The following is a 17,555-nucleotide window of genomic DNA, read 5'->3' as shown; positions in this document are numbered from 1 at the left end:
CCCCGCCGTGGGGGTTGCTGTTTTGCGCCTGCGGCGCAGGGGTTGTTGGGTGCGGGGACGGGCCTCCGGGGCAGGGGTTCCGGACTGCTTCGCTTTACGTCCGGAACCCCTGCCCCTCCGGCCCGTCCCCTCCCGTTTGTTGGGTGGGAAAACGGGCCGGTGGGGGTTGCCGTGCTCGGTTGGCGTCGGTGTAAGTGGCTTATGCGTCGGCCGACTTGCTGATTTCCCAGAAGCGGAAGACGGTCGAGGAGTCCAGGGTCCATTCCAGGCCGGAGACGCCCTGGCGGGCCACCGCGTACTGCTTGCCCTGCCAGAGGGGGATGACCGGCAGGTCCTTGGCGACGATGTCCTGGAGCTCGCGGAAGGCGGGCTTGGTGGCGGCGCGGTTGGGCTGCTCGGCGGTCTGGGGCAGTAGACGACCGGTGATGGCCGGGGAGTTGTAGTGGTTGGCCAGCACGCTGTCCCTGCCGAAGAACGGCTGGGTGAAGTTGTCCGGGTCCGGGTAGTCGGGGATCCAGCCCTTGACGTAGACGCCGAACTTGCCGGCACTCACGCCCCGGTCGTACGCGTCGGTGGGCACGCTGCGCACCTGGGCGTCGAACAGGCCGCTGGCGTTGAGCTGTTGGGCGATCTCCCGGACGGCGGGGACGGTGCCGGGGCCGAACCGGTCGGGGGTGGCCCACAGGGTCAGCGGCACCTTGCCCTGGATGCCGGCGTCGCGCAGGGCGGCGGCGGCCTTGTCGGCCTGCGGGCGGTCGCCGTAGGTGTTGAAGAAGGCGGTGTTGTGGCCGGTGATGCCGGCGGGGACGACCGAGTAGAGCGGTTCGGCGGTGCGTTGGTAGACGTCCCGGACGAGGGTGGAGCGGTCCAGCAGGTAGGCGATGGCCTTGCGGACGCCCAACTTGCCGGCGGTGGTGTCGTTGAGGTTGAAGACCAGGTGCATGACCTCGGCGCTGCCGCCCTGGACGACCTGGGTGCCGTGCTGCTGGTGCAGTGAGGCGCGGTCGAGGGCAGCGATGTCCTTCATCGTCAGGCCGCGGTAGGCAACGTCGACGCCGCCGCTCTCGACGGCCTTCTTGAGCTGTGCGCCGCCGGCGAAGAACTTCAGGGTCATCCCGGAGTTCTTGGTCTTCGCGGGGCCCTTGTAGGCGGTGTTGACGGAGAACGTGGCCTGTTCGCGACCGTAGGAGTCGAGGGCGTAGACGCCGGAGCCGACGGCCTTGCCGTCGGTGCGCAGCCGGTCGGCGGGGTAGGCGGCGTGGTCGACGATGGAGCCGGCGCCCGAGGCGATCTTCATGGGGAAGGTGGCGTCGGGCGCCTTGAGGCGGAACACCACGGTCCGGGCGTCCGGGGTCTCGACGGAGTCCAGGGCGGCGAACATCACGGCGGGGCCGTTCTTGTCCTTGATGCGCTGGATGCGGTCGAAGGAGAACTTGACGTCCTTGGAGGTGAGCTTGTCGCCGTTGCTGAAGGTCAGGCCGTCCTTGAGAGTGCAGCGGTAGACCTTGCTGTCACCGCCGGTGAAGCCGCAGCGCTCGGCGGCCTCCGGTTCGGGGGTGGTGCTGCCCTTGGGGAAGCTGAGCAGCGACTGGAAGACGTTGTTGAACAGCAGCCAGGAGCCGGGGTCGTAGCCCGACGCCGGGTCGGTGGCGTTGACCCTGTCGGTCGTCCCCATGACGACGGGTTCGCCGTGCCCGGACGACTCCGAGGCGTCCGTACTGCACCCGGCGACCGCGAGCAGGACGGTCGTGAGCCCCGCTCCGATCGGGGCGGCGAGCCACTGATCACGCTTCACTCGGTGGTTCCTCACGTTCTGGTGGTGCCGGTCGTGCCGCGGCGGGAGTACCGCGGCGGTGAACGGAACGGGGCGCGCGGTCAGCTGGAGACGCCGCGGCCCAGCTCCCAGATCTGCAGCGCCGAGGTGGAGTTGACGGCCCATTCGACACCGGTGATGTTGTCACGGGCGGCGACGTACTGCTTGCCCTGCCACAGCGGGAGGAACGGGACGTCGTCGGCGAGGATGTCCTGGACCTGCTTGAAGCCGGCCGCGGCGGCGTTGCGGTCGGTCTGCTGGCGGGTGCCGGGAATGAGCTGGCTCTCGATCTTGTCGTTGCGGTAGGGGGAGTTGAGGAAGTTCCCCTTGCCGACGAACGGTGCGAGGTAGTTGTCCGCGTCCGGGAGGTCCGCGAACCAACCCATGCCGAACGCGGCGTACTTGTGGTCCGACTCATCGGTGCGGAACTGCTGCCAGCGGTCGATGCCCTTGATGGTGACGTCGAACAGCTTGCTGCTGTTGAGCTGCTGCTGGAGGGCGGCGAACTCCTTGGCGGTGCTGGACCCGTAGTGGTTCTTGGAGTAGGTCAGCGTGAACTTCACCGGGGTGTTGATGCCGGCCTGCTGGAGGGTCTGGCGGGCGGCGGCGACGTTGGGGTTGCCGTACTTGGTGAAGAAGGAGTTGATGTGCCCGGTGACGCCGGTGGGCACCAGGGAGTACAGCGGGTCGGCGGTGTAGGAGTAGACGTCGCGCACCAGTTGGGAGCGGTTGACGACCTGGGCTATCGCCTGCCGGACGGCCTTGTTGGAGACGGCCGGGTCGTTGGTGTTGAAGGCGAGGTAGCGGATCTCCTGGCCGGGCATCTCCTGGAGCATCAGGTGCTTGTCCCCGGAGTTCTGCAGGCCCTTGACCTGCTTGGGCGTCAGGCCGCGGCTCAGCAGGTCGATCTGGCCCTTGCGGAGCGCCTGTTCCATGTCCGCGGAGTCGTCGAAGAACCGCATCTCGACCTTGTCGTTCTTCACCGTCAGCCCGCCCTTGTACTCGGGGTTCTTGGTGAAGTCGGCCTTGCTGAGGCGGTCGCCGCCGTGCTCGGTCTTCAGGGTGTACGGGCCCGAACCGACCGTCTCCCAGCCCTTGTAGAGGGCGTTCTTGGGGTACACCTGGCTGTCGACGATGGCCGCGGCGGGGGTGGCCAGCTTCTGCGGGAAGGTGGCGTCCGGCTTGGTGAGGTGGAAGACCACCTCGCGGTCGCTGGGCGTCTCGACCCGGTCGACGTCGTTCAGCAGCGACACCGGACCGTTGGTGTAGTTGATGGTCCGCAGCCGGTCGATGGAGAACTTCACGTCCGTGGCCGTCAGGGCATGGCCGTTGGAGAACTTCAGGCCGCTGCGCAGGGTGCACCGGTACTGCTCGTTCTGGGTGTCCCGGAAGCCGCAGGACTCGGCGGCCTCGGGCACCGGAGCGGTGCCGGAACGGGGCACCCGCATCAGCGTCTGGAACGCGCTGCGCAACACGTTCCAGGCGTCGATGTCGTACGCCGCCGCGGGGTCGAGCGGTGCGGGGGCCTCCTTGGTGGCCTCGATCTGCGAGGCGACGCCGACGACGATCGGCGAGCCGCCCGAGCCCGTGCCGTCACTACTGCCACAAGCAGCGAGAGCCGGGGCGAGGAGTCCGGCCAGCGCCGGCAGCACCAAGGTCTTGCGATTCATCGTCGGCAGGTTCCTTATCAGCGCAGAGGTGTTGCTCGCGTCGAGATTAGTAGGCGTCGCCAGTCGCTCATCGACGCAAGGAAGTTACGGCGATATGGCGGAGCGATAACGGGAACAGGGTGATCGATATCCGGACCACGGAACGTTTCGCACGTTGCTCCACCAATCCGGACACTTACCCCCGTAGAAACCTGCGATGAGACCCCCTGGAACACCGATCGGCACCGCTGTCGATGGTGGCACGCGTGAGAAACGTCACGCATCCTAGCGGCCCGGCGGCCGACGAATTCCACCGGGTATTCGTCACGGAAAATGAGCGGATCGCTGCCGTGAGTTCCGAAGCATTCAGCGCTGTACGCTCAGTGCACGCTTCCTTGGCTTTCCGTGATGAGGGCCCGCAGAAAAGGGAGATCGACTTCTTCGAGGGTGCGCACCACGCTCCGTCCCGAAGCCGGCGGGATCGGCGTCACGGACGGCACCGCCACCACCCGGCAGCCGGCGGCCTCCCCCGCGCGCACCCCGGTCAGGGTGTCCTCGACGACGGCGCAGCGGGACGGGTCCACGCCCAGCCGCTCGGCCGCGGTCAGATACGGGTCCGGGTGCGGCTTGGTGCGCGCCAAGTCGTCGCCGGCGACGGTGAGGTGGAAGTTCTCCGGGCCCAGGGAGTGCAGCATCTGCTCGATGACGCTGCGGTACGAGGCGGAGACCAGCGCGGTGGGCACGCGGTGCGCGGCCAGCTCGGACAGCAGGCGGCGGGCGCCGGGCATCAGCGGGACCCCGCGGCTGATCCGGGCCGCGAACGCCTCGTTGAGCAGGGTGCTCAGCTCCGCCAGGCCGATGTCGGCGCCGGTCGCCCGGAGCAGGTAGCCGGCGCTGCGGGACATCGGTCCGCCGACGACGACCTCCCGATGACTGTCGTCGAGGACGTGGCCGAGCCCGGCGAAGACCTCCGCCTCGGCCTCCCACCAGAAACCCTCGGTGTCGACGAGGGTGCCGTCCAGATCGAGGAACACGGCCTGGAGGGTCGCGGCTTCGGCCATGCGCGAGCCGACTGCGGGGATGCTGCTGGTCATCCGTCCACCTCCGTTGGGGCGTCCCATAAGGGACGAAAGGGCCGGCCGCCTCCCCGGGCTGGGGAAACGACCGGCCGCTACCGGACCGACCAGTGTACGACTGTGGCGCCCGGAGCGCCTGGGGTGCGTGCGAGGCACTCCCCAGGGCCCGGGGGCCGCACCGCGCTAGCGCGCGTTGAAGTACTTGGCCTCCGGGTGGTGGAGGACGATGGCGTCGGTGGACTGCTCCGGGTGGAGCTGGAACTCCTCGGAGAGCTGGACCCCGATCCGCTCCGGCTGCAGCAGATCGGCGATCTTGGCCCGGTCTTCGAGGTTGGGGCACGCCCCGTAGCCGAGGGAGAACCGCGCCCCGCGGTACTTCAGCGCGAACATGTCCTCGACGTCGGCCGGGTCCTCGCCGCCGAAGCCGAGCTCGCCGCGGACCCGGGCGTGCCAGTACTCGGCCAGGGCCTCGGCCAACTGCACGGACAGGCCGTGGAGTTCGAGGTAGTCGCGGTAGGAGTTGGCGGCGAACAGTTCGGCGGTGGCCTCGCCGACCTTCGAGCCGACGGTGACGACCTGGAGCCCGACGACGTCGGTCTCCCCGCTCTCCTCCGGACGGAAGAAGTCCGCCAGGCACAGGCGCCGCCCCCGGCGCTGCCGGGGGAAGGTGAACCGGGTCCGCTCGGTGCCGTCCTCGCCGAGCAGGATCAGGTCATCGCCCTTGGAGTGGCAGGGGAAGTAGCCGTAGACGACGGCGGCTTCCAGGAGGTTCTCGGTCTGGAGCTTGTCCAGCCAGCCGCGCAGCCGTGGCCGACCCTCGCTCTCCACCAGCTCCTCGTAGCTGGGCCCCTCGCCGGTGCGCGCCTGCTTCAGCCCCCACTGCCCCTTGAACAGTGCGCCCTCGTCCAACCAGGAGGCGTAGTCGGCCAGTTGGATGCCCTTGATGACACGGGTGCCCCAGAACGGCGGGGTGGGCAGCGGGTTGTCGACCGCGACGTCCGAGCGGACGGTGCCCTCCTCCGGCTCCGGTTCGGCGACCTGCACCTCCCGCTTGGGCACCCGCCGCTGCTTCAGCTCGGGGAGCGTCGCGCCGGGAACGCCGCGCTTGACGGCGATCAGCGCGTCCATCAGGCGCAGGCCCTCGAAGGCGTCGCGGGCGTAGCGGACTTCGCCCTCGTAGATTTCGTGCAGGTCCTGTTCGACATAGGCGCGGGTGAGGGCGGCGCCGCCGAGAATGACGGGGTAATCGGCCGCCATCTTGCGCTGGTTGAGCTCCTCCAGGTTCTCCTTCATGATCACCGTGGACTTCACCAACAGCCCCGACATCCCGATCACATCGGCGCGGTGTTCCTCGGCGGCCTCCAAAATGGCGGAGACGGGCTGCTTGATGCCGAGGTTGACGACGTTGTAGCCGTTGTTGGACAGGATGATGTCGACGAGGTTCTTGCCGATGTCATGCACGTCGCCGCGGACGGTGGCCAGCACGATCGTGCCCTTGCCCTCGTCGTCGGACTTCTCCATGTGCGGCTCCAAATACGCCACCGCACTCTTCATCACCTCGGCCGACTGCAACACGAACGGCAATTGCATCTGCCCGGAGCCGAACAGCTCCCCGACGACCTTCATGCCCGCCAACAACGTCTCGTTGACGATGTCCAGGGCCGGGCGCTCCCGCAACGCCGTTTCCAGGTCGTCTTCCAGACCGTTCTTCTCGCCGTCGATGATCCGCCGCTGCAACCGCTCGTCCAGCGGAAGCGCGGCCAACTCCGCGGCCTTGTCGGCCTTGAGGGACTTGGCGGTGGCGCCCTCGAAGAGCTCCATGAGCTTTTGCAGCGGGTCGTACCCCTCGCTGCGACGGTCGTAGATCAGGTCGAGGGCGGCGGTGACCTGCTCCTCGTCGAACCGCGCGATCGGCAGGATCTTCGACGCGTGCACGATCGCCGAATCGAGGCCCGCCTTCACGCACTCGTCCAGGAACACGGAGTTGAGGACGATCCGCGCGGCGGGATTGAGGCCGAAGGAAATGTTCGACAGGCCCAGCGTCGTCTGCACCTCGGGGTGGCGGCGCTTGAGTTCCCGAATGGCCTCGATGGTGGCGATCCCGTCCTTGCGGGATTCCTCCTGCCCCGTGCAGATCGTGAACGTCAGGCAGTCCACGAGGATGTCGGACTCGCGAATGCCGTAATTCTCGGAGATGTCGGTGATCAGCCGCTCCGCGATCTCCACCTTCTTCTCCGCCGTCCGCGCCTGCCCCTCCTCGTCGATCGTCAACGCGATCAGCGCGGCGCCGTGCTCCGCCGCCAACCGCGTCACCTTCACGAACCGGGATTCGGGACCGTCGCCGTCCTCGTAGTTGACGGAGTTGATGACCGCACGGCCACCCAGCTTCTCCAACCCGGCCTCAAGAACGTCGAGTTCGGTGGAGTCCAGCACGATGGGGAGGGTGGAGGCGGTGGCGAAACGGCCGGCCAACTCCCGCATGTCGGCGACGCCGTCGCGGCCGACGTAGTCGACGCACAGGTCGAGCATGTGGGCGCCCTCGCGGATCTGGTCACGCGCCATCTCCACACAGTCGTCCCACCGCCCCTCCAGCATCGCCTCACGGAACTTCTTCGACCCGTTGGCATTGGTCCGCTCGCCGATCGCCAGGTACGACGTGTCCTGGCGGAACGGCACCGTCTGGTACAGCGACGCGGCGCCGGGCTCCGGCCGCGCCTCGCGGGCGGGCGGGGTGAGGCCCCGGACGCGTTCGACGACCTGCCGCAGGTGCTCGGGGGTGGTGCCGCAGCAGCCGCCGACCAGCGACAGGCCGTACTCGGTGACGAACGTCTGCTGGGCGTCGGCCAGTTCGCCGGCGGTCAGGGGGTAGTGGGCACCGTCCTTGCCGAGCACCGGCAGGCCCGCGTTGGGCATGCACGACAGCGGAATACGGGAGTGCCGGGCGAGGTAGCGCAGGTGCTCGCTCATCTCGGCCGGGCCGGTGGCGCAGTTCAGCCCGATCATGTCGATGCCCAGCGGCTCCAGCGCCGTCAACGCCGCACCGATCTCCGAGCCCAGCAGCATCGTGCCGGTCGTCTCGACGGTGACCGAGCAGATGAGGGGCAGGGCGGTACCGGTGGCGTCCAGGGCGCGGCGGGCGCCCAGCACGGCGGCCTTGGTCTGGAGCAGGTCCTGGGTGGTCTCCACCAGCAGCGCGTCGGCGCCGCCGGCGATCATGCCCTCGGCGTTCTGCTGGTAGGCGTCGCGCAGGGTCAGGTAGTCGACGTGACCGAGGGTGGGGAGCTTGGTGCCGGGGCCCATCGAGCCGAGCACATAGCGCTGCTGGCCGGTGGAGGCGGTGAACTCGTCGGCGACCTCGCGGGCGATGGCGGCGCCGGCCTGGGAGAGGTCGAAGACCCGCTCGGGGATGTCGTACTCGGCCAGGGCCGCGTAGTTGGCGCCGAAGGTGTTGGTCTCCACGCAGTCCACGCCGACCGCGAAGTACTCCTCGTGCACCGACCGCACGATGTCGGGGCGGGTGACGTTGAGGATCTCGTTGCAGCCCTCCAACTGCTGGAAGTCCTCCATGGACGGATCCTGCGCCTGCAGCATCGTGCCCATCGCGCCATCAGCCACCACCACCCGCGAGGCGAGCGCCTCACGGAGTGCGGTGACGCGGGACGGGCTGGTGGACGATGGCGTATTCGAAGCCATGGAGCTGCTCCCGTGGTTGCGACGGCTGTCGGCTTTGCACCCTCCTGGAGAGGGCGCACCTGGCCAGCGTAGCTAACGGGCCGGGGACAGGGACCGCCCATTCCACGCCGTGGACATCGGTGCACCGCGTGGCTGGGTCCGCTATCCATGATCGTCGTTGGCCCGACCCCCTCCCTTTGGTCGGCATGGGCCGATATCGTTCAGCATTGTCGAACCAGATACTTCGGAGGTCGCCCGATGGCACGCACCATCCAGTCGCTGGAGCGAGCAGCCGCAATGTTGCGGTTGCTTGCGGGGGGAGAACGGCGGCTGGGCCTCTCCGACATCTCCTCCTCCTTGGGGTTGGCCAAGGGCACCGCCCACGGCATCCTGCGCACGCTCCAACAGGAGGGCTTCGTAGAGCAGGACCAGACCTCGGGCCGCTACCAACTCGGCGCCGAGCTGCTGCGCCTGGGCAACAGCTACCTGGACGTCCACGAGCTGCGGGCCCGCGCCCTGGTGTGGACCGACGACCTGGCGCGCTCCAGTGGGGAGAGCGTCTACCTGGGCGTGCTGCACCAGCAGGGCGTGCTGATCGTGCACCACGTCTTCCGCCCCGACGACAGCCGGCAGGTGCTGGAGGTTGGCGCGATGCAGCCGCTGCACAGCACCGCGCTGGGGAAGGTGCTGTCGGCGTACGACCCGGTGGCGCACAGCGAGGCCGTGGAGGGCGAGCGGAAGGCGTTCACCCCGAAGACCACGACCGGGCTGCCCGACTTCGAGGCCCTGCTGGATCTCACCCGGGCCCGCGGCTGGGCCGCGGACGTGGAGGAGACCTGGGAGGGCGTGGCCTCGATCGCGGCGCCGATCCATGACCGGCGGCGGATGCCGGTGGGTGCGGTGGGGGTCACGGGGGCCGTGGAACGGGTGTGCCGGGACGGTGAGCTGCGGCCGGAAATCGTCGCTGCTGTGAGGGATTGCGCACGAGCGGTCTCCCGGGACCTCGGAGCGGGGCGGTTCTGACCGGGTTTGCCCCAAATGTTCACCTAAGTTTTTCGCCATAGAACCCTTGACGAGGTCTGGGAGGTGAAGAAAACTGCCGTTCGTCGGTCGGCATTGTCGAACACCAAACGGCTATTCGCGTTAGGGTGTGCAGAGCCGCGGGCCGACCAACGCCCTCTCGGAGGGCGCGGACCACCGGAGGGACCCGGGGTTCGCCTTCCCCTGGACGAAGGACAAAGGAGTCGCGGGTGTCCAGCTCCGAAATCTTCATCAGCGAGACCATCGGTACCGCTGTTCTGACCTTGATGGGCGGCGGGGTCTGCGCCGCCGTCACCTTCAAGCGCTCCAAGGCGTTCAACGCCGGATGGGTCGCCATCGCCTTCGGGTGGGGCTTCGCCGTCCTCACGGGTGCGTACATCGCCGCCAAGTCCGGCGCGCACCTGAACCCCGCCGTCACCATCGGCATCGCCCTCAAGGGCGGCATCGCCTGGAGCGAGGTGCCGGTGTACTTCGCCGGCGAGTTCCTCGGAGCCATGATCGGCGCGGTGCTGATGTGGCTTGTTTACTACGGGCAGTTCCGGGCGCACCTGACCGACCCGGAGGTGCTGGCCGGCCACAACGGCGAGGAGGGCATGGTCGATCCGGCCGCCGCTCCCAAGGCCGGCCCCGTGCTGGGCATCTTCTCCACCGGACCGGAGATCCGGCACGCGGTGCAGAACCTCGTGACCGAGATCATCGCCACCACCGTGCTCGTGTTGGCGATCCTCACCCTCGGGCTCAGCGACAACGGCAAGGGCGTCGGCGCCATCGGCACGCTGCTGGTCGCCCTGGTGGTCACCGGAATCGGCCTCTCGTTGGGCGGACCGACCGGGTACGCCATCAACCCCGTCCGCGACCTCGGTCCGCGTATCGTGCACGCGCTTCTGCCGCTGCCGAACAAGGGTGGTTCCGACTGGGGCTACGCCTGGATCCCGGTCGTCGGCCCGCTGATCGGCGGCGCCCTCGCCGGGGGCATCTATCAGATGGCGTTCGCCTGAGCCGCCGGACCACCCAGCCCCCCGCACCGAATTCTTGGAGCACACCATGACCGACACCCCCAGCACCTCCTCGCACGGCCACGGTCCGTTCATCGCCGCGATCGACCAGGGCACCACGTCCAGCCGCTGCATCGTCTTCGATCGGGACGGCCGGATCGTCTCGGTCGACCAGAAGGAACACGAGCAGATCTTCCCCAAGCCGGGTTGGGTCGAACACAACGCGACCGAGATCTGGTCCAACGTCCAGCGGGTCGTCGCGGGCGCCATCGACAAGGCCGCGCAGAGCAACCCCGGCTTCGCCGCGGCCGACGTCAAGGCGATCGGCATCACCAACCAGCGTGAGACCACGCTGCTTTGGGACAAGAACACCGGCGAGCCGGTCTACAACGCCATCGTCTGGCAGGACACCCGCACCGACGGGCTCTGCCGGGAGCTGGGCCGCAACGTCGGCCAGGACCGCTTCCGCCGGGAGACCGGCCTGCCGCTGGCCTCGTACTTCGCCGGCCCGAAGGTCCGCTGGCTGCTGGACAACGTCGAGGGCCTGCGCGAGCGCGCCGAGCGCGGCGACATCCTCTTCGGCACCATGGACTCCTGGGTCATCTGGAACCTCACCGGCGGCGTCAACGGCGGCAAGCACGTCACCGACGTCACCAACGCCTCGCGCACCCTCCTGATGAACCTGCACACCCTCCAGTGGGACGAGCGGATCCTGGACTCGCTGGGCATCCCGGCGGCCCTGCTGCCGGAGATCCGGTCCTCCGCCGAGATCTACGGCACCACCGCCGACGGGCCGCTCGCCGGCGTCCCGGTCGCCTCCGCCCTCGGTGACCAGCAGGCCGCGCTCTTCGGCCAGACCTGCTTCGCCGAGGGCGAGGCCAAGTCCACCTACGGCACCGGCACCTTCATGCTGATGAACACCGGTCACCAGCCGGTGAACTCCTACAACGGGCTGCTCACCACGGTCGGTTACCGGATCGGCGACGAGCAGCCGGTCTACGCCCTGGAAGGCTCCATCGCCGTCACCGGTTCGCTCGTCCAGTGGATGCGCGACCAGATGGGGCTGATCAACAGCGCGGCCGAGATCGAGACGCTGGCCAGCACCGTCGAGGACAACGGCGGCGCCTACTTCGTGCCGGCCTTCTCCGGTCTGTTCGCCCCGTATTGGCGCTCCGACGCGCGCGGTGTGATCGCGGGCCTGACCCGTTACGTCACCAAGGCGCACATCGCCCGCGCCGTTCTTGAGGCCACCGCCTGGCAGACCCGCGAGATCACCGACGCCATGACCAAGGACTCCGGCGTCGACCTGACCGCGCTCAAGGTCGACGGCGGCATGACCTCCAACAACCTGCTGATGCAGACGATCTCGGACTTCCTGGACGCACCCGTGGTGCGCCCGATGGTCGCCGAGACCACCTGCCTCGGCGCTGCCTACGCGGCCGGACTGGCCGTCGGCTTCTGGTCCAGCACCGACGAGCTGCGCGCCAACTGGCGCCGGGCCGCCGAATGGACCCCCCGCATGGACGCGGCCACCCGTGACCGCGAGTACAAGAACTGGCTCAAGGCCGTGGAGCGGACCATGGGCTGGCTCGACGACGAGAGCTGACTGAGGAGCACATCATGAGCACCCTGCAGAGCGTCCCGGCCCTCGGGACGCACCCGGCCGCCGGTTCCCTGCCGAGCCGCGCCGAAACCCGGGAGCAGCTGTCCAAGGCGACGTACGACCTCCTGGTGATCGGCGGCGGCATCCTGGGCATCTCCACCGCCTGGCATGCCGCGCAGGCCGGACTGCGGGTTGCCCTGGTGGACGCCGGCGACTTCGCCGGCGCCACCTCCTCCGCGTCCTCCAAGCTGCTGCACGGCGGTCTGCGCTACCTGCAGACCGGCGCGGTCAAGCTGGTCGCGGAGAACCACTTCGAGCGCCGCGCGGTCTCCCGTGAGGTGGCCCCGCACCTGGCCAACCCGCTCACCTTCTACCTGCCCGTCTACAAGGGCGGCCCGCACGGCGCGGCCAAGCTGGGCGCGGGCGTCTTCGCCTACTCGGCGCTCTCCGCGTTCGGCGACGGCGTCGGCCACGTCATAAGCCCGGCCAAGGCCCAGCGCGACGTCCCGGAGCTGCGGACGGACAACCTCAAGGCCGTTGCCGTGTACGGCGACGACCAGATGAACGACTCCCGGATGGCGCTGATGACCGTCCGCGCGGCGGTCGACGCCGGCGCCACGGTCCTCAACCACTCCGAGGTCACCGGCCTGCGCTTCACCCAGGGCCGGGTCACCGGTGCCGAGCTCAAGGACCGCCTGGACGGCACCGAGTTCGGCGTCAACGCCCGCCTGGTGCTCAACGCCACCGGCCCGTGGGTGGACCACCTGCGCAAGATGGAGGACCCCAACGCGGCCCCCTCCATCCGCCTGTCCAAGGGCGCGCACCTGGTCCTCAAGCGCACCTCCCCCTGGAAGGCCGCGCTGGCGACCCCGATCGACAAGTACCGCATCACCTTCGCCCTCCCCTGGGAGGACATGCTGCTGCTCGGTACCACCGACGAGGAGTACGAGGGCGACCCGGCGGACGTCGCGGTCAACGAGAAGGACACCGCCCAGATCCTGGACGAGGCCGCCTTCTCCGTCCGTGACCAGCAGCTCTCCCGCGACCTGATCACCTACTCGTTCGCCGGTCTGCGGGTGCTGCCCGGCGGCCCCGGCGACACCTCCAAGGCCAAGCGCGAGACGGTCGTCACCGAGGGCAGCGGCGGGATGCTGTCGGTCGCCGGCGGCAAGTGGACCACCTTCCGGCACATCGGCCGCACGGTGATGAACAAGCTGGCCGCGCTGCCCGGTCACCCGCTGGCCGACGACATGGAGCCGATCGCGCGGCTGCCGAAGAAGCTCCCGCTGCCCGGCATCGCCAACCCCAACGCGGTCGCCCACCGACTGCTGGTGGACGGCACCGCCTCCGGCCCGCAGATGTCCACCGACACCGCGCGCCACCTGGCCACCCACTACGGCTCGCTCTCCTTCGACATCGCCCGGCTGGCGAACGAGGACCCGGCGCTGGCCGAGCGGATCCACCCGGACGCCCCGGAGATCTGGGCGCAGGTCGCCTACGCCCGGGACCACGAGTGGGCCGAGACCGCGGACGACGTGCTGCGCCGCCGCACCACGCTGACCATCCGCGGTCTGGCCACGGACGACGTGCGGGCCCGGGTCGAGAAGATGCTGGAAGGCTGAGCCCCGAAGGCTCCCGAAGGCCCTCGAAGGCCCCGAGAGGCTTCGCCGAGAAGGCTGATAATTCGTCAGAAGGCTGACGGGTCAACGGTGTCCGGGGCGGTCGAGGCGGCCGCCCCGGACACCGTTGCCGGCGGGCCCCGGCGCGCGTCCCCCAACGGGGCGCGCGCCGCGGTCCCTCCCGGGGCCGTGCCATGCGGCCGACACACGGCGGCAACGTCCGGCGCGCAGAGTGGGAGGACCACCGCCCGCTCCGCTCGGTCGCCGGCGGTGGGTGGCACCCCGCGCCGGAAGGACGTCATGAAATTCTCCGTGCTCTCCCTGATCGGCCATGCCCCGCACCCGCTCACCGGCCAACTTCCCTCCGCCGCCGACCGGTTCGCCGAGGTCGTGGAGACCGGGGTGGCCGCCGAACGGCTCGGGTTCGACGCGTACGCGGTCGGCGAGCGGCACGCCGGGCCGTTCCTCTCCTCCAGTCCGTCGGTGGTGCTGGGCGCGCTGGCCGCCCGGACGTCGCGGATCCGGCTGCTGACCGGGGTCACCGTGGTGGCGATCCTCGACCCGGTGCGGGTCGCCGAGGACTACGCGACCCTCAGCCACCTCGCCCGCGGCCGGCTCGAACTGGTCATCGGCAAGGGCGCGGAGGCCGGCCACTTCGACCTCTTCGGCCTCGACGAGGAGCGGCAGTGGGACCTCCAGGCCGAGAAGTACGCGCTGCTGCGCCGACTGTGGAGCGAGGAGAACGTCGACTGGGCGGGCGAGTTCCGACCGCCCCTGAAGAACGTGACGACGGTGCCGCGCCCGTACGACGGCCCGCCGCGCATCTGGCACGGCTCGGCCACCAGCCGCAACTCCCCCGAACTGGCCGCCCGGCACGGCGATCCGCTGTTCACCGCCAACGCCATCCAACCGCGGGCCGCCTACGCCGAGTTGGTCGCGCACTACCGCGAGCGGTTCGCCGCCCACGGGCACGACCCGGCGCGGGCGCGGGTGGCCGCCGGCTCCGGCGGGCTGCTGATCGCCGACTCCGAACGGGCGGCGATCACCCGCTACAAGGACCTCTACGAGGCGAAGGTCGCGCAGACCTTCAAGCCGCACCTGGCGGGCCGGGCCGGCTACAACACCCCGTTCCGCACCATCGAGGACGCCATCGCGGACGGCCCGCAACTGATCGGCTCGCCCCAGCAGATCATCGACAAGTTGCTGGGCTTCCACGCGGCGTACGGGCACGACCTCCAGTCGGTCACCGTCGACGGGTTCGGTCTGGAGCACGCCGAACAGGTGGAGACCCTCCAGCGGTTCGCGGAGGAGATCGCCCCGGTGGTGCGGCGCGAGGCGCCCAGCTCGCTGTGGGAACGCGAAAAGGAAGGGGCGGAGGCGGTGAACGAGGCGGAAGCCGCCGCGCGTTGAGCCGGACCGGCGGGTGATAATGGCTCAGACATCGGATGTCTGGGGCAGCGTTCGCGGTACGTCGCGCTGCCCTCGGCGTCCGGGCGGGTCCGGACCGGGAGGGCGGCCATGGCGGTCACCGACGAGGCCATCGAGAAGATCAAGGGGATGATCGTCTCCGGTGCGCTGCGGCCGGGCGACCGGCTGCCCAAGGAGAGCGAACTGGCCGCCGAGTTGGGGCTGTCCCGCAATTCCCTGCGGGAGGCGGTGCGGGCGCTGGCGCTGATCCGCATCCTGGACGTCCGCCAGGGCGACGGCACGTATGTGACCAGCCTGGACCCGCAACTCCTGCTGGAGGCGCTGAGCTTCGTGGTGGACTTCCACCGGGACGACACGGTGCTGGAGTTCCTCGCCGTGCGCCGCATTCTGGAACCGGCCGCCACGGGGATGGCGGCCGGCCGGATCACCGCCCCCGAACTGGACGCGCTCCAGGCCCAGTTGGACGCCCTCGGGACCGACCCCTCGGTGGAGCAGCTGGTCGCCTGTGACCTGGAGTTCCACCGGCGGATCGTGGCCGCGGCCGGCAACGAGGTGCTGTGCTCGCTGCTGGACGGCCTGTCCGGGCCGACCACCCGGGCCCGGGTCTGGCGCGGGCTGACCCAGAAGGACGCGGTGGCTCGCACCCTCACCGAACACCGGGCGATCCTCGGTGCGCTGCGCGACGCGGACGCGGAGGCGGCCCGCGCCTGGGCGACGGTGCACATCGCCAGCGTGGAGCAGTGGTTGCGGACCTCGTTGTGAGCCAACGGTCCACGTGCGGTGGTCAGTTGGAGGTTCGGCCGTCGAGCCCGTACACCCGGAGGGCGGTGGTGCCGAAGACCGCCGCCCGCTCGGGGCCGGTGAGGTGGTCGGTGGCGGCCTCGGCGAGCGCGACCACGTCCGCGTAGGAGGCGGCCAGGGTGCAGACCGGCCAGTCGGAGCCGAACATCACCCGGTCCGGGCCGAAGGCGGCGAGGACGTGCCGGGCGTAGGGCAGCAGCTGCGGCGGCCGCCAGGCGGACCAGTCGGCCTCGGTGACCAGGCCGGAGAGCTTGCAGGTGACGTTGGGGAGGCGGGCCAGGGCGGTGAGTGCGTCCGCCCAGGGCTGCCAACGTCCGCCGGCGATCGGGGGCTTGGCGGCGTGGTCCAGCACGAAGGAGAGGTCCGGCAGGGCCCGCGCCGCGGCGTGCGCGGCGGGCAGTTCGCGCGGGGTGACCAGCAGGTCGTAGACCAGCCCGCGGTCGGCGAGGGTGCGCAGGCCGCGCCGGACGTCGGGGCGGCCGAGCCAGTCGGGGTCGGGCTCGTCCTGCACCTGGTGGCGGAGGCCGACCAGGCCGGCGGGCAGGGCCGCCAGCGCGTCCGGCAGGGCGGCGGCGGTGAGGTCGGCCCAGCCGACGACGCCGCGCACCGGGCCGTACTCGGCGGCGACGGCGAGGAGTTCGGCGGTCTCCTCGGCGGACGAGGAGGACTGGACCAGGACGGTGCCGGTGATGTCGTGGGCGGCGAGGTGTGGCGCGAGGTCGGCCGGGGCGTAGTTGCGGCGGATCGGGGCGGCCCAGGGGCCGGTCATCCACGGCTGGTCGCGGCGGGTCAGGTCCCACAGGTGGTGGTGGGCGTCGAGGCGCATCGGCGGCTCCCTGGTCGGGCGGCGGGCGTCAACCGCCCGGCGGCAGCGGCAGTTCGGGATCGAGCAGGCCGCGGGCGGCCAGGGCGGGCCACAGGCCGTCCGGGATCGGATGGCGGAAGAGCGCGGCGTTCTCGGCGGCCTCCTCGGGCGAGGCGGCGCCGACCACGGCCGCGGCGACGGCCGGGTGCCCGAACGGGAAGCGCAGCGCGGCCGCCTTGAGGGGGACGTCGAACGCGGCGCAGACCGCGGCCAGTTCGCGGGCCCGGGCGAGGACGGCCGGCGGGGCGGGGGCATAGTCGTAGGGCGCGCCGGGGGACGGGTCGGCGAGCAGGCCGGAGTTGTAGACCCCGCCGACCACGACCGAGGTGCCGCGCCGGGCGCACACCGGCAGCAGGTCGACCGCGGCGGCCTGGTCCAGCAGCGTCCAGCGGCCGGCGCACAGCACCACGTCGACGTCCAACTCGGCGACCAGGTCGGCCAGTACGCCGCTGTGGTTCAGGCCGAAGCCGATGGCGCGTACCGTGCCCTCGGCGCGGAGCTCGGCCAGCGCCGGGTAGCCGCTCTCGTGGACCTCGCGGAGGTGGTGCTCGACGTCGTGGAGGTAGACGATGTCCACCGCGGGCACGCCGAGGCGCTCCAGGGACTCCTCCAGGGTGGCGCGGATGCCGGCGCGGGTGAGGTCCCAGGTGCGGGCCCGCGCGGGGGTGGCCACGAAGCCCTCGCCGGGCGGCCGTTCGCCGGGCGCGAGCGGGCTCAGCCGGCGGCCGACCTTGGTGGAGAGCACGTAGTGCGCCCGGTCCACGCCGCGCAGCGCCCGGCCGAGGCGCTCCTCGGACAGGCCGACGCCGTAGTGCGGGGCGGTGTCCAGATAGCGGGCGCCGGTGGCCAGGGCGGTGTGGACGACGGCGCGGGCGCGCTCCTCGGGGACGGCGCGGTAGAGGTTGCCCAACGGGGCGCAGCCCAGGCCCAGTGGTGGGACGGTGACCCCGCTGCGGCCCAACTCCCGTGGTCCGTTTGGCGGCTCGCACATCG

12 protein-coding genes are annotated in these 17,555 nt (G+C 70.3%); 6 read left to right on the top strand and 6 right to left on the bottom strand.

What is annotated here, in order from left to right; all coding sequences use genetic code 11:
• Nucleotides 1-199: 199 nt before the first annotated feature.
• The 4 genes from ACFVFQ_RS20310 to metH all read right to left on the bottom strand — a co-directional run bounded on the left by ACFVFQ_RS20310 (nucleotide 200) and on the right by metH (nucleotide 8,231).
• Nucleotides 200-1,795, bottom strand: a complete 1,596-nt coding sequence (locus ACFVFQ_RS20310) for an ABC transporter substrate-binding protein (protein ID WP_383417872.1) — start codon at nucleotides 1,793-1,795, stop codon at nucleotides 200-202.
• An 80-nt stretch (nucleotides 1,796-1,875) separates the two neighbouring features.
• Nucleotides 1,876-3,483 (bottom strand): ABC transporter substrate-binding protein, encoded by a 1,608-nt coding sequence (locus ACFVFQ_RS20305; RefSeq protein ID WP_383417870.1) that lies wholly within the window; start codon nucleotides 3,481-3,483, stop codon nucleotides 1,876-1,878.
• A 359-nt stretch (nucleotides 3,484-3,842) separates the two neighbouring features.
• The gene (locus tag ACFVFQ_RS20300) at nucleotides 3,843-4,556 is read right to left on the bottom strand and encodes an HAD family hydrolase (RefSeq protein WP_383417867.1); all 714 of its coding nucleotides are present in this window, start codon (nucleotides 4,554-4,556) and stop codon (nucleotides 3,843-3,845) included.
• A gap of 165 nt (nucleotides 4,557-4,721) precedes the next feature.
• The gene (gene metH / locus ACFVFQ_RS20295; RefSeq protein WP_383417864.1) at nucleotides 4,722-8,231 is read right to left on the bottom strand and encodes a methionine synthase; all 3,510 of its coding nucleotides are present in this window, start codon (nucleotides 8,229-8,231) and stop codon (nucleotides 4,722-4,724) included.
• A 237-nt stretch (nucleotides 8,232-8,468) separates the two neighbouring features.
• Here metH and ACFVFQ_RS20290 point away from each other — a divergent pair, with 237 nt between their 5' ends.
• The 6 genes from ACFVFQ_RS20290 to ACFVFQ_RS20265 all read left to right on the top strand — a co-directional run bounded on the left by ACFVFQ_RS20290 (nucleotide 8,469) and on the right by ACFVFQ_RS20265 (nucleotide 15,658).
• Nucleotides 8,469-9,233 (top strand): IclR family transcriptional regulator, encoded by a 765-nt coding sequence (locus tag ACFVFQ_RS20290; protein ID WP_383417861.1) that lies wholly within the window; start codon nucleotides 8,469-8,471, stop codon nucleotides 9,231-9,233.
• 227 nt (nucleotides 9,234-9,460) lie between these two features.
• Complete coding sequence (locus ACFVFQ_RS20285) at nucleotides 9,461-10,249, top strand: MIP/aquaporin family protein (RefSeq protein ID WP_383417858.1); 789 nt, start codon at nucleotides 9,461-9,463, stop codon at nucleotides 10,247-10,249.
• 46 nt (nucleotides 10,250-10,295) lie between these two features.
• Nucleotides 10,296-11,852 (top strand): glycerol kinase GlpK, encoded by a 1,557-nt coding sequence (gene glpK / locus ACFVFQ_RS20280; RefSeq protein WP_383417855.1) that lies wholly within the window; start codon nucleotides 10,296-10,298, stop codon nucleotides 11,850-11,852.
• Nucleotides 11,853-11,866: 14 nt separating this feature from the next.
• Nucleotides 11,867-13,471 carry an FAD-dependent oxidoreductase gene (locus ACFVFQ_RS20275; protein ID WP_383417852.1) on the top strand — a complete coding sequence of 535 codons (1,605 nt, stop codon included), beginning with the start codon at nucleotides 11,867-11,869 and terminating at the stop codon, nucleotides 13,469-13,471.
• A gap of 297 nt (nucleotides 13,472-13,768) precedes the next feature.
• Complete coding sequence (locus tag ACFVFQ_RS20270; protein ID WP_383417849.1) at nucleotides 13,769-14,878, top strand: LLM class flavin-dependent oxidoreductase; 1,110 nt, start codon at nucleotides 13,769-13,771, stop codon at nucleotides 14,876-14,878.
• A gap of 108 nt (nucleotides 14,879-14,986) precedes the next feature.
• Complete coding sequence (locus tag ACFVFQ_RS20265) at nucleotides 14,987-15,658, top strand: FadR/GntR family transcriptional regulator (protein ID WP_383417846.1); 672 nt, start codon at nucleotides 14,987-14,989, stop codon at nucleotides 15,656-15,658.
• A 22-nt stretch (nucleotides 15,659-15,680) separates the two neighbouring features.
• On the opposite strand, the gene ACFVFQ_RS20260 is transcribed toward ACFVFQ_RS20265, so the two are convergent.
• A complete protein-coding gene (locus ACFVFQ_RS20260; RefSeq protein WP_383417843.1) occupies nucleotides 15,681-16,523 on the bottom strand; it encodes an amidohydrolase family protein in 843 nt (280 codons plus the stop codon).
• A 28-nt stretch (nucleotides 16,524-16,551) separates the two neighbouring features.
• Nucleotides 16,552-17,553 (bottom strand): aldo/keto reductase, encoded by a 1,002-nt coding sequence (locus ACFVFQ_RS20255; protein WP_383417840.1) that lies wholly within the window; start codon nucleotides 17,551-17,553, stop codon nucleotides 16,552-16,554.
• Nucleotides 17,554-17,555 lie beyond the last annotated feature (2 nt).

Source organism: Streptomyces sp. NPDC057743, from assembly GCF_042798755.1.
Lineage (GTDB): Bacteria > Actinomycetota > Actinomycetes > Streptomycetales > Streptomycetaceae > Streptomyces.
The sequence above is the reverse complement of the archived record's forward strand: the minus strand, read 5'-3'. Positions and strand labels throughout refer to the sequence as shown.

Excerpts from the sequence above, each read along its gene's own strand:
- ACFVFQ_RS20275 (WP_383417852.1), top strand. The coding sequence starts at position 11,867 with ATGAGCACCCTGCAGAGCGTCCCGGCCCTCGGGACGCACCCGGCCGCC.
- glpK (WP_383417855.1), top strand. The coding sequence starts at position 10,296 with ATGACCGACACCCCCAGCACCTCCTCGCACGGCCACGGTCCGTTCATC.
- ACFVFQ_RS20300 (WP_383417867.1), bottom strand. The coding sequence starts at position 4,556 with ATGACCAGCAGCATCCCCGCAGTCGGCTCGCGCATGGCCGAAGCCGCG.
- ACFVFQ_RS20290 (WP_383417861.1), top strand. The coding sequence starts at position 8,469 with ATGGCACGCACCATCCAGTCGCTGGAGCGAGCAGCCGCAATGTTGCGG.
- ACFVFQ_RS20260 (WP_383417843.1), bottom strand. The coding sequence starts at position 16,523 with ATGCGCCTCGACGCCCACCACCACCTGTGGGACCTGACCCGCCGCGAC.
- metH (WP_383417864.1), bottom strand. The coding sequence starts at position 8,231 with ATGGCTTCGAATACGCCATCGTCCACCAGCCCGTCCCGCGTCACCGCA.
- ACFVFQ_RS20255 (WP_383417840.1), bottom strand. The coding sequence starts at position 17,553 with ATGTGCGAGCCGCCAAACGGACCACGGGAGTTGGGCCGCAGCGGGGTC.
- ACFVFQ_RS20265 (WP_383417846.1), top strand. The coding sequence starts at position 14,987 with ATGGCGGTCACCGACGAGGCCATCGAGAAGATCAAGGGGATGATCGTC.
- ACFVFQ_RS20270 (WP_383417849.1), top strand. The coding sequence starts at position 13,769 with ATGAAATTCTCCGTGCTCTCCCTGATCGGCCATGCCCCGCACCCGCTC.
- ACFVFQ_RS20305 (WP_383417870.1), bottom strand. The coding sequence starts at position 3,483 with ATGAATCGCAAGACCTTGGTGCTGCCGGCGCTGGCCGGACTCCTCGCC.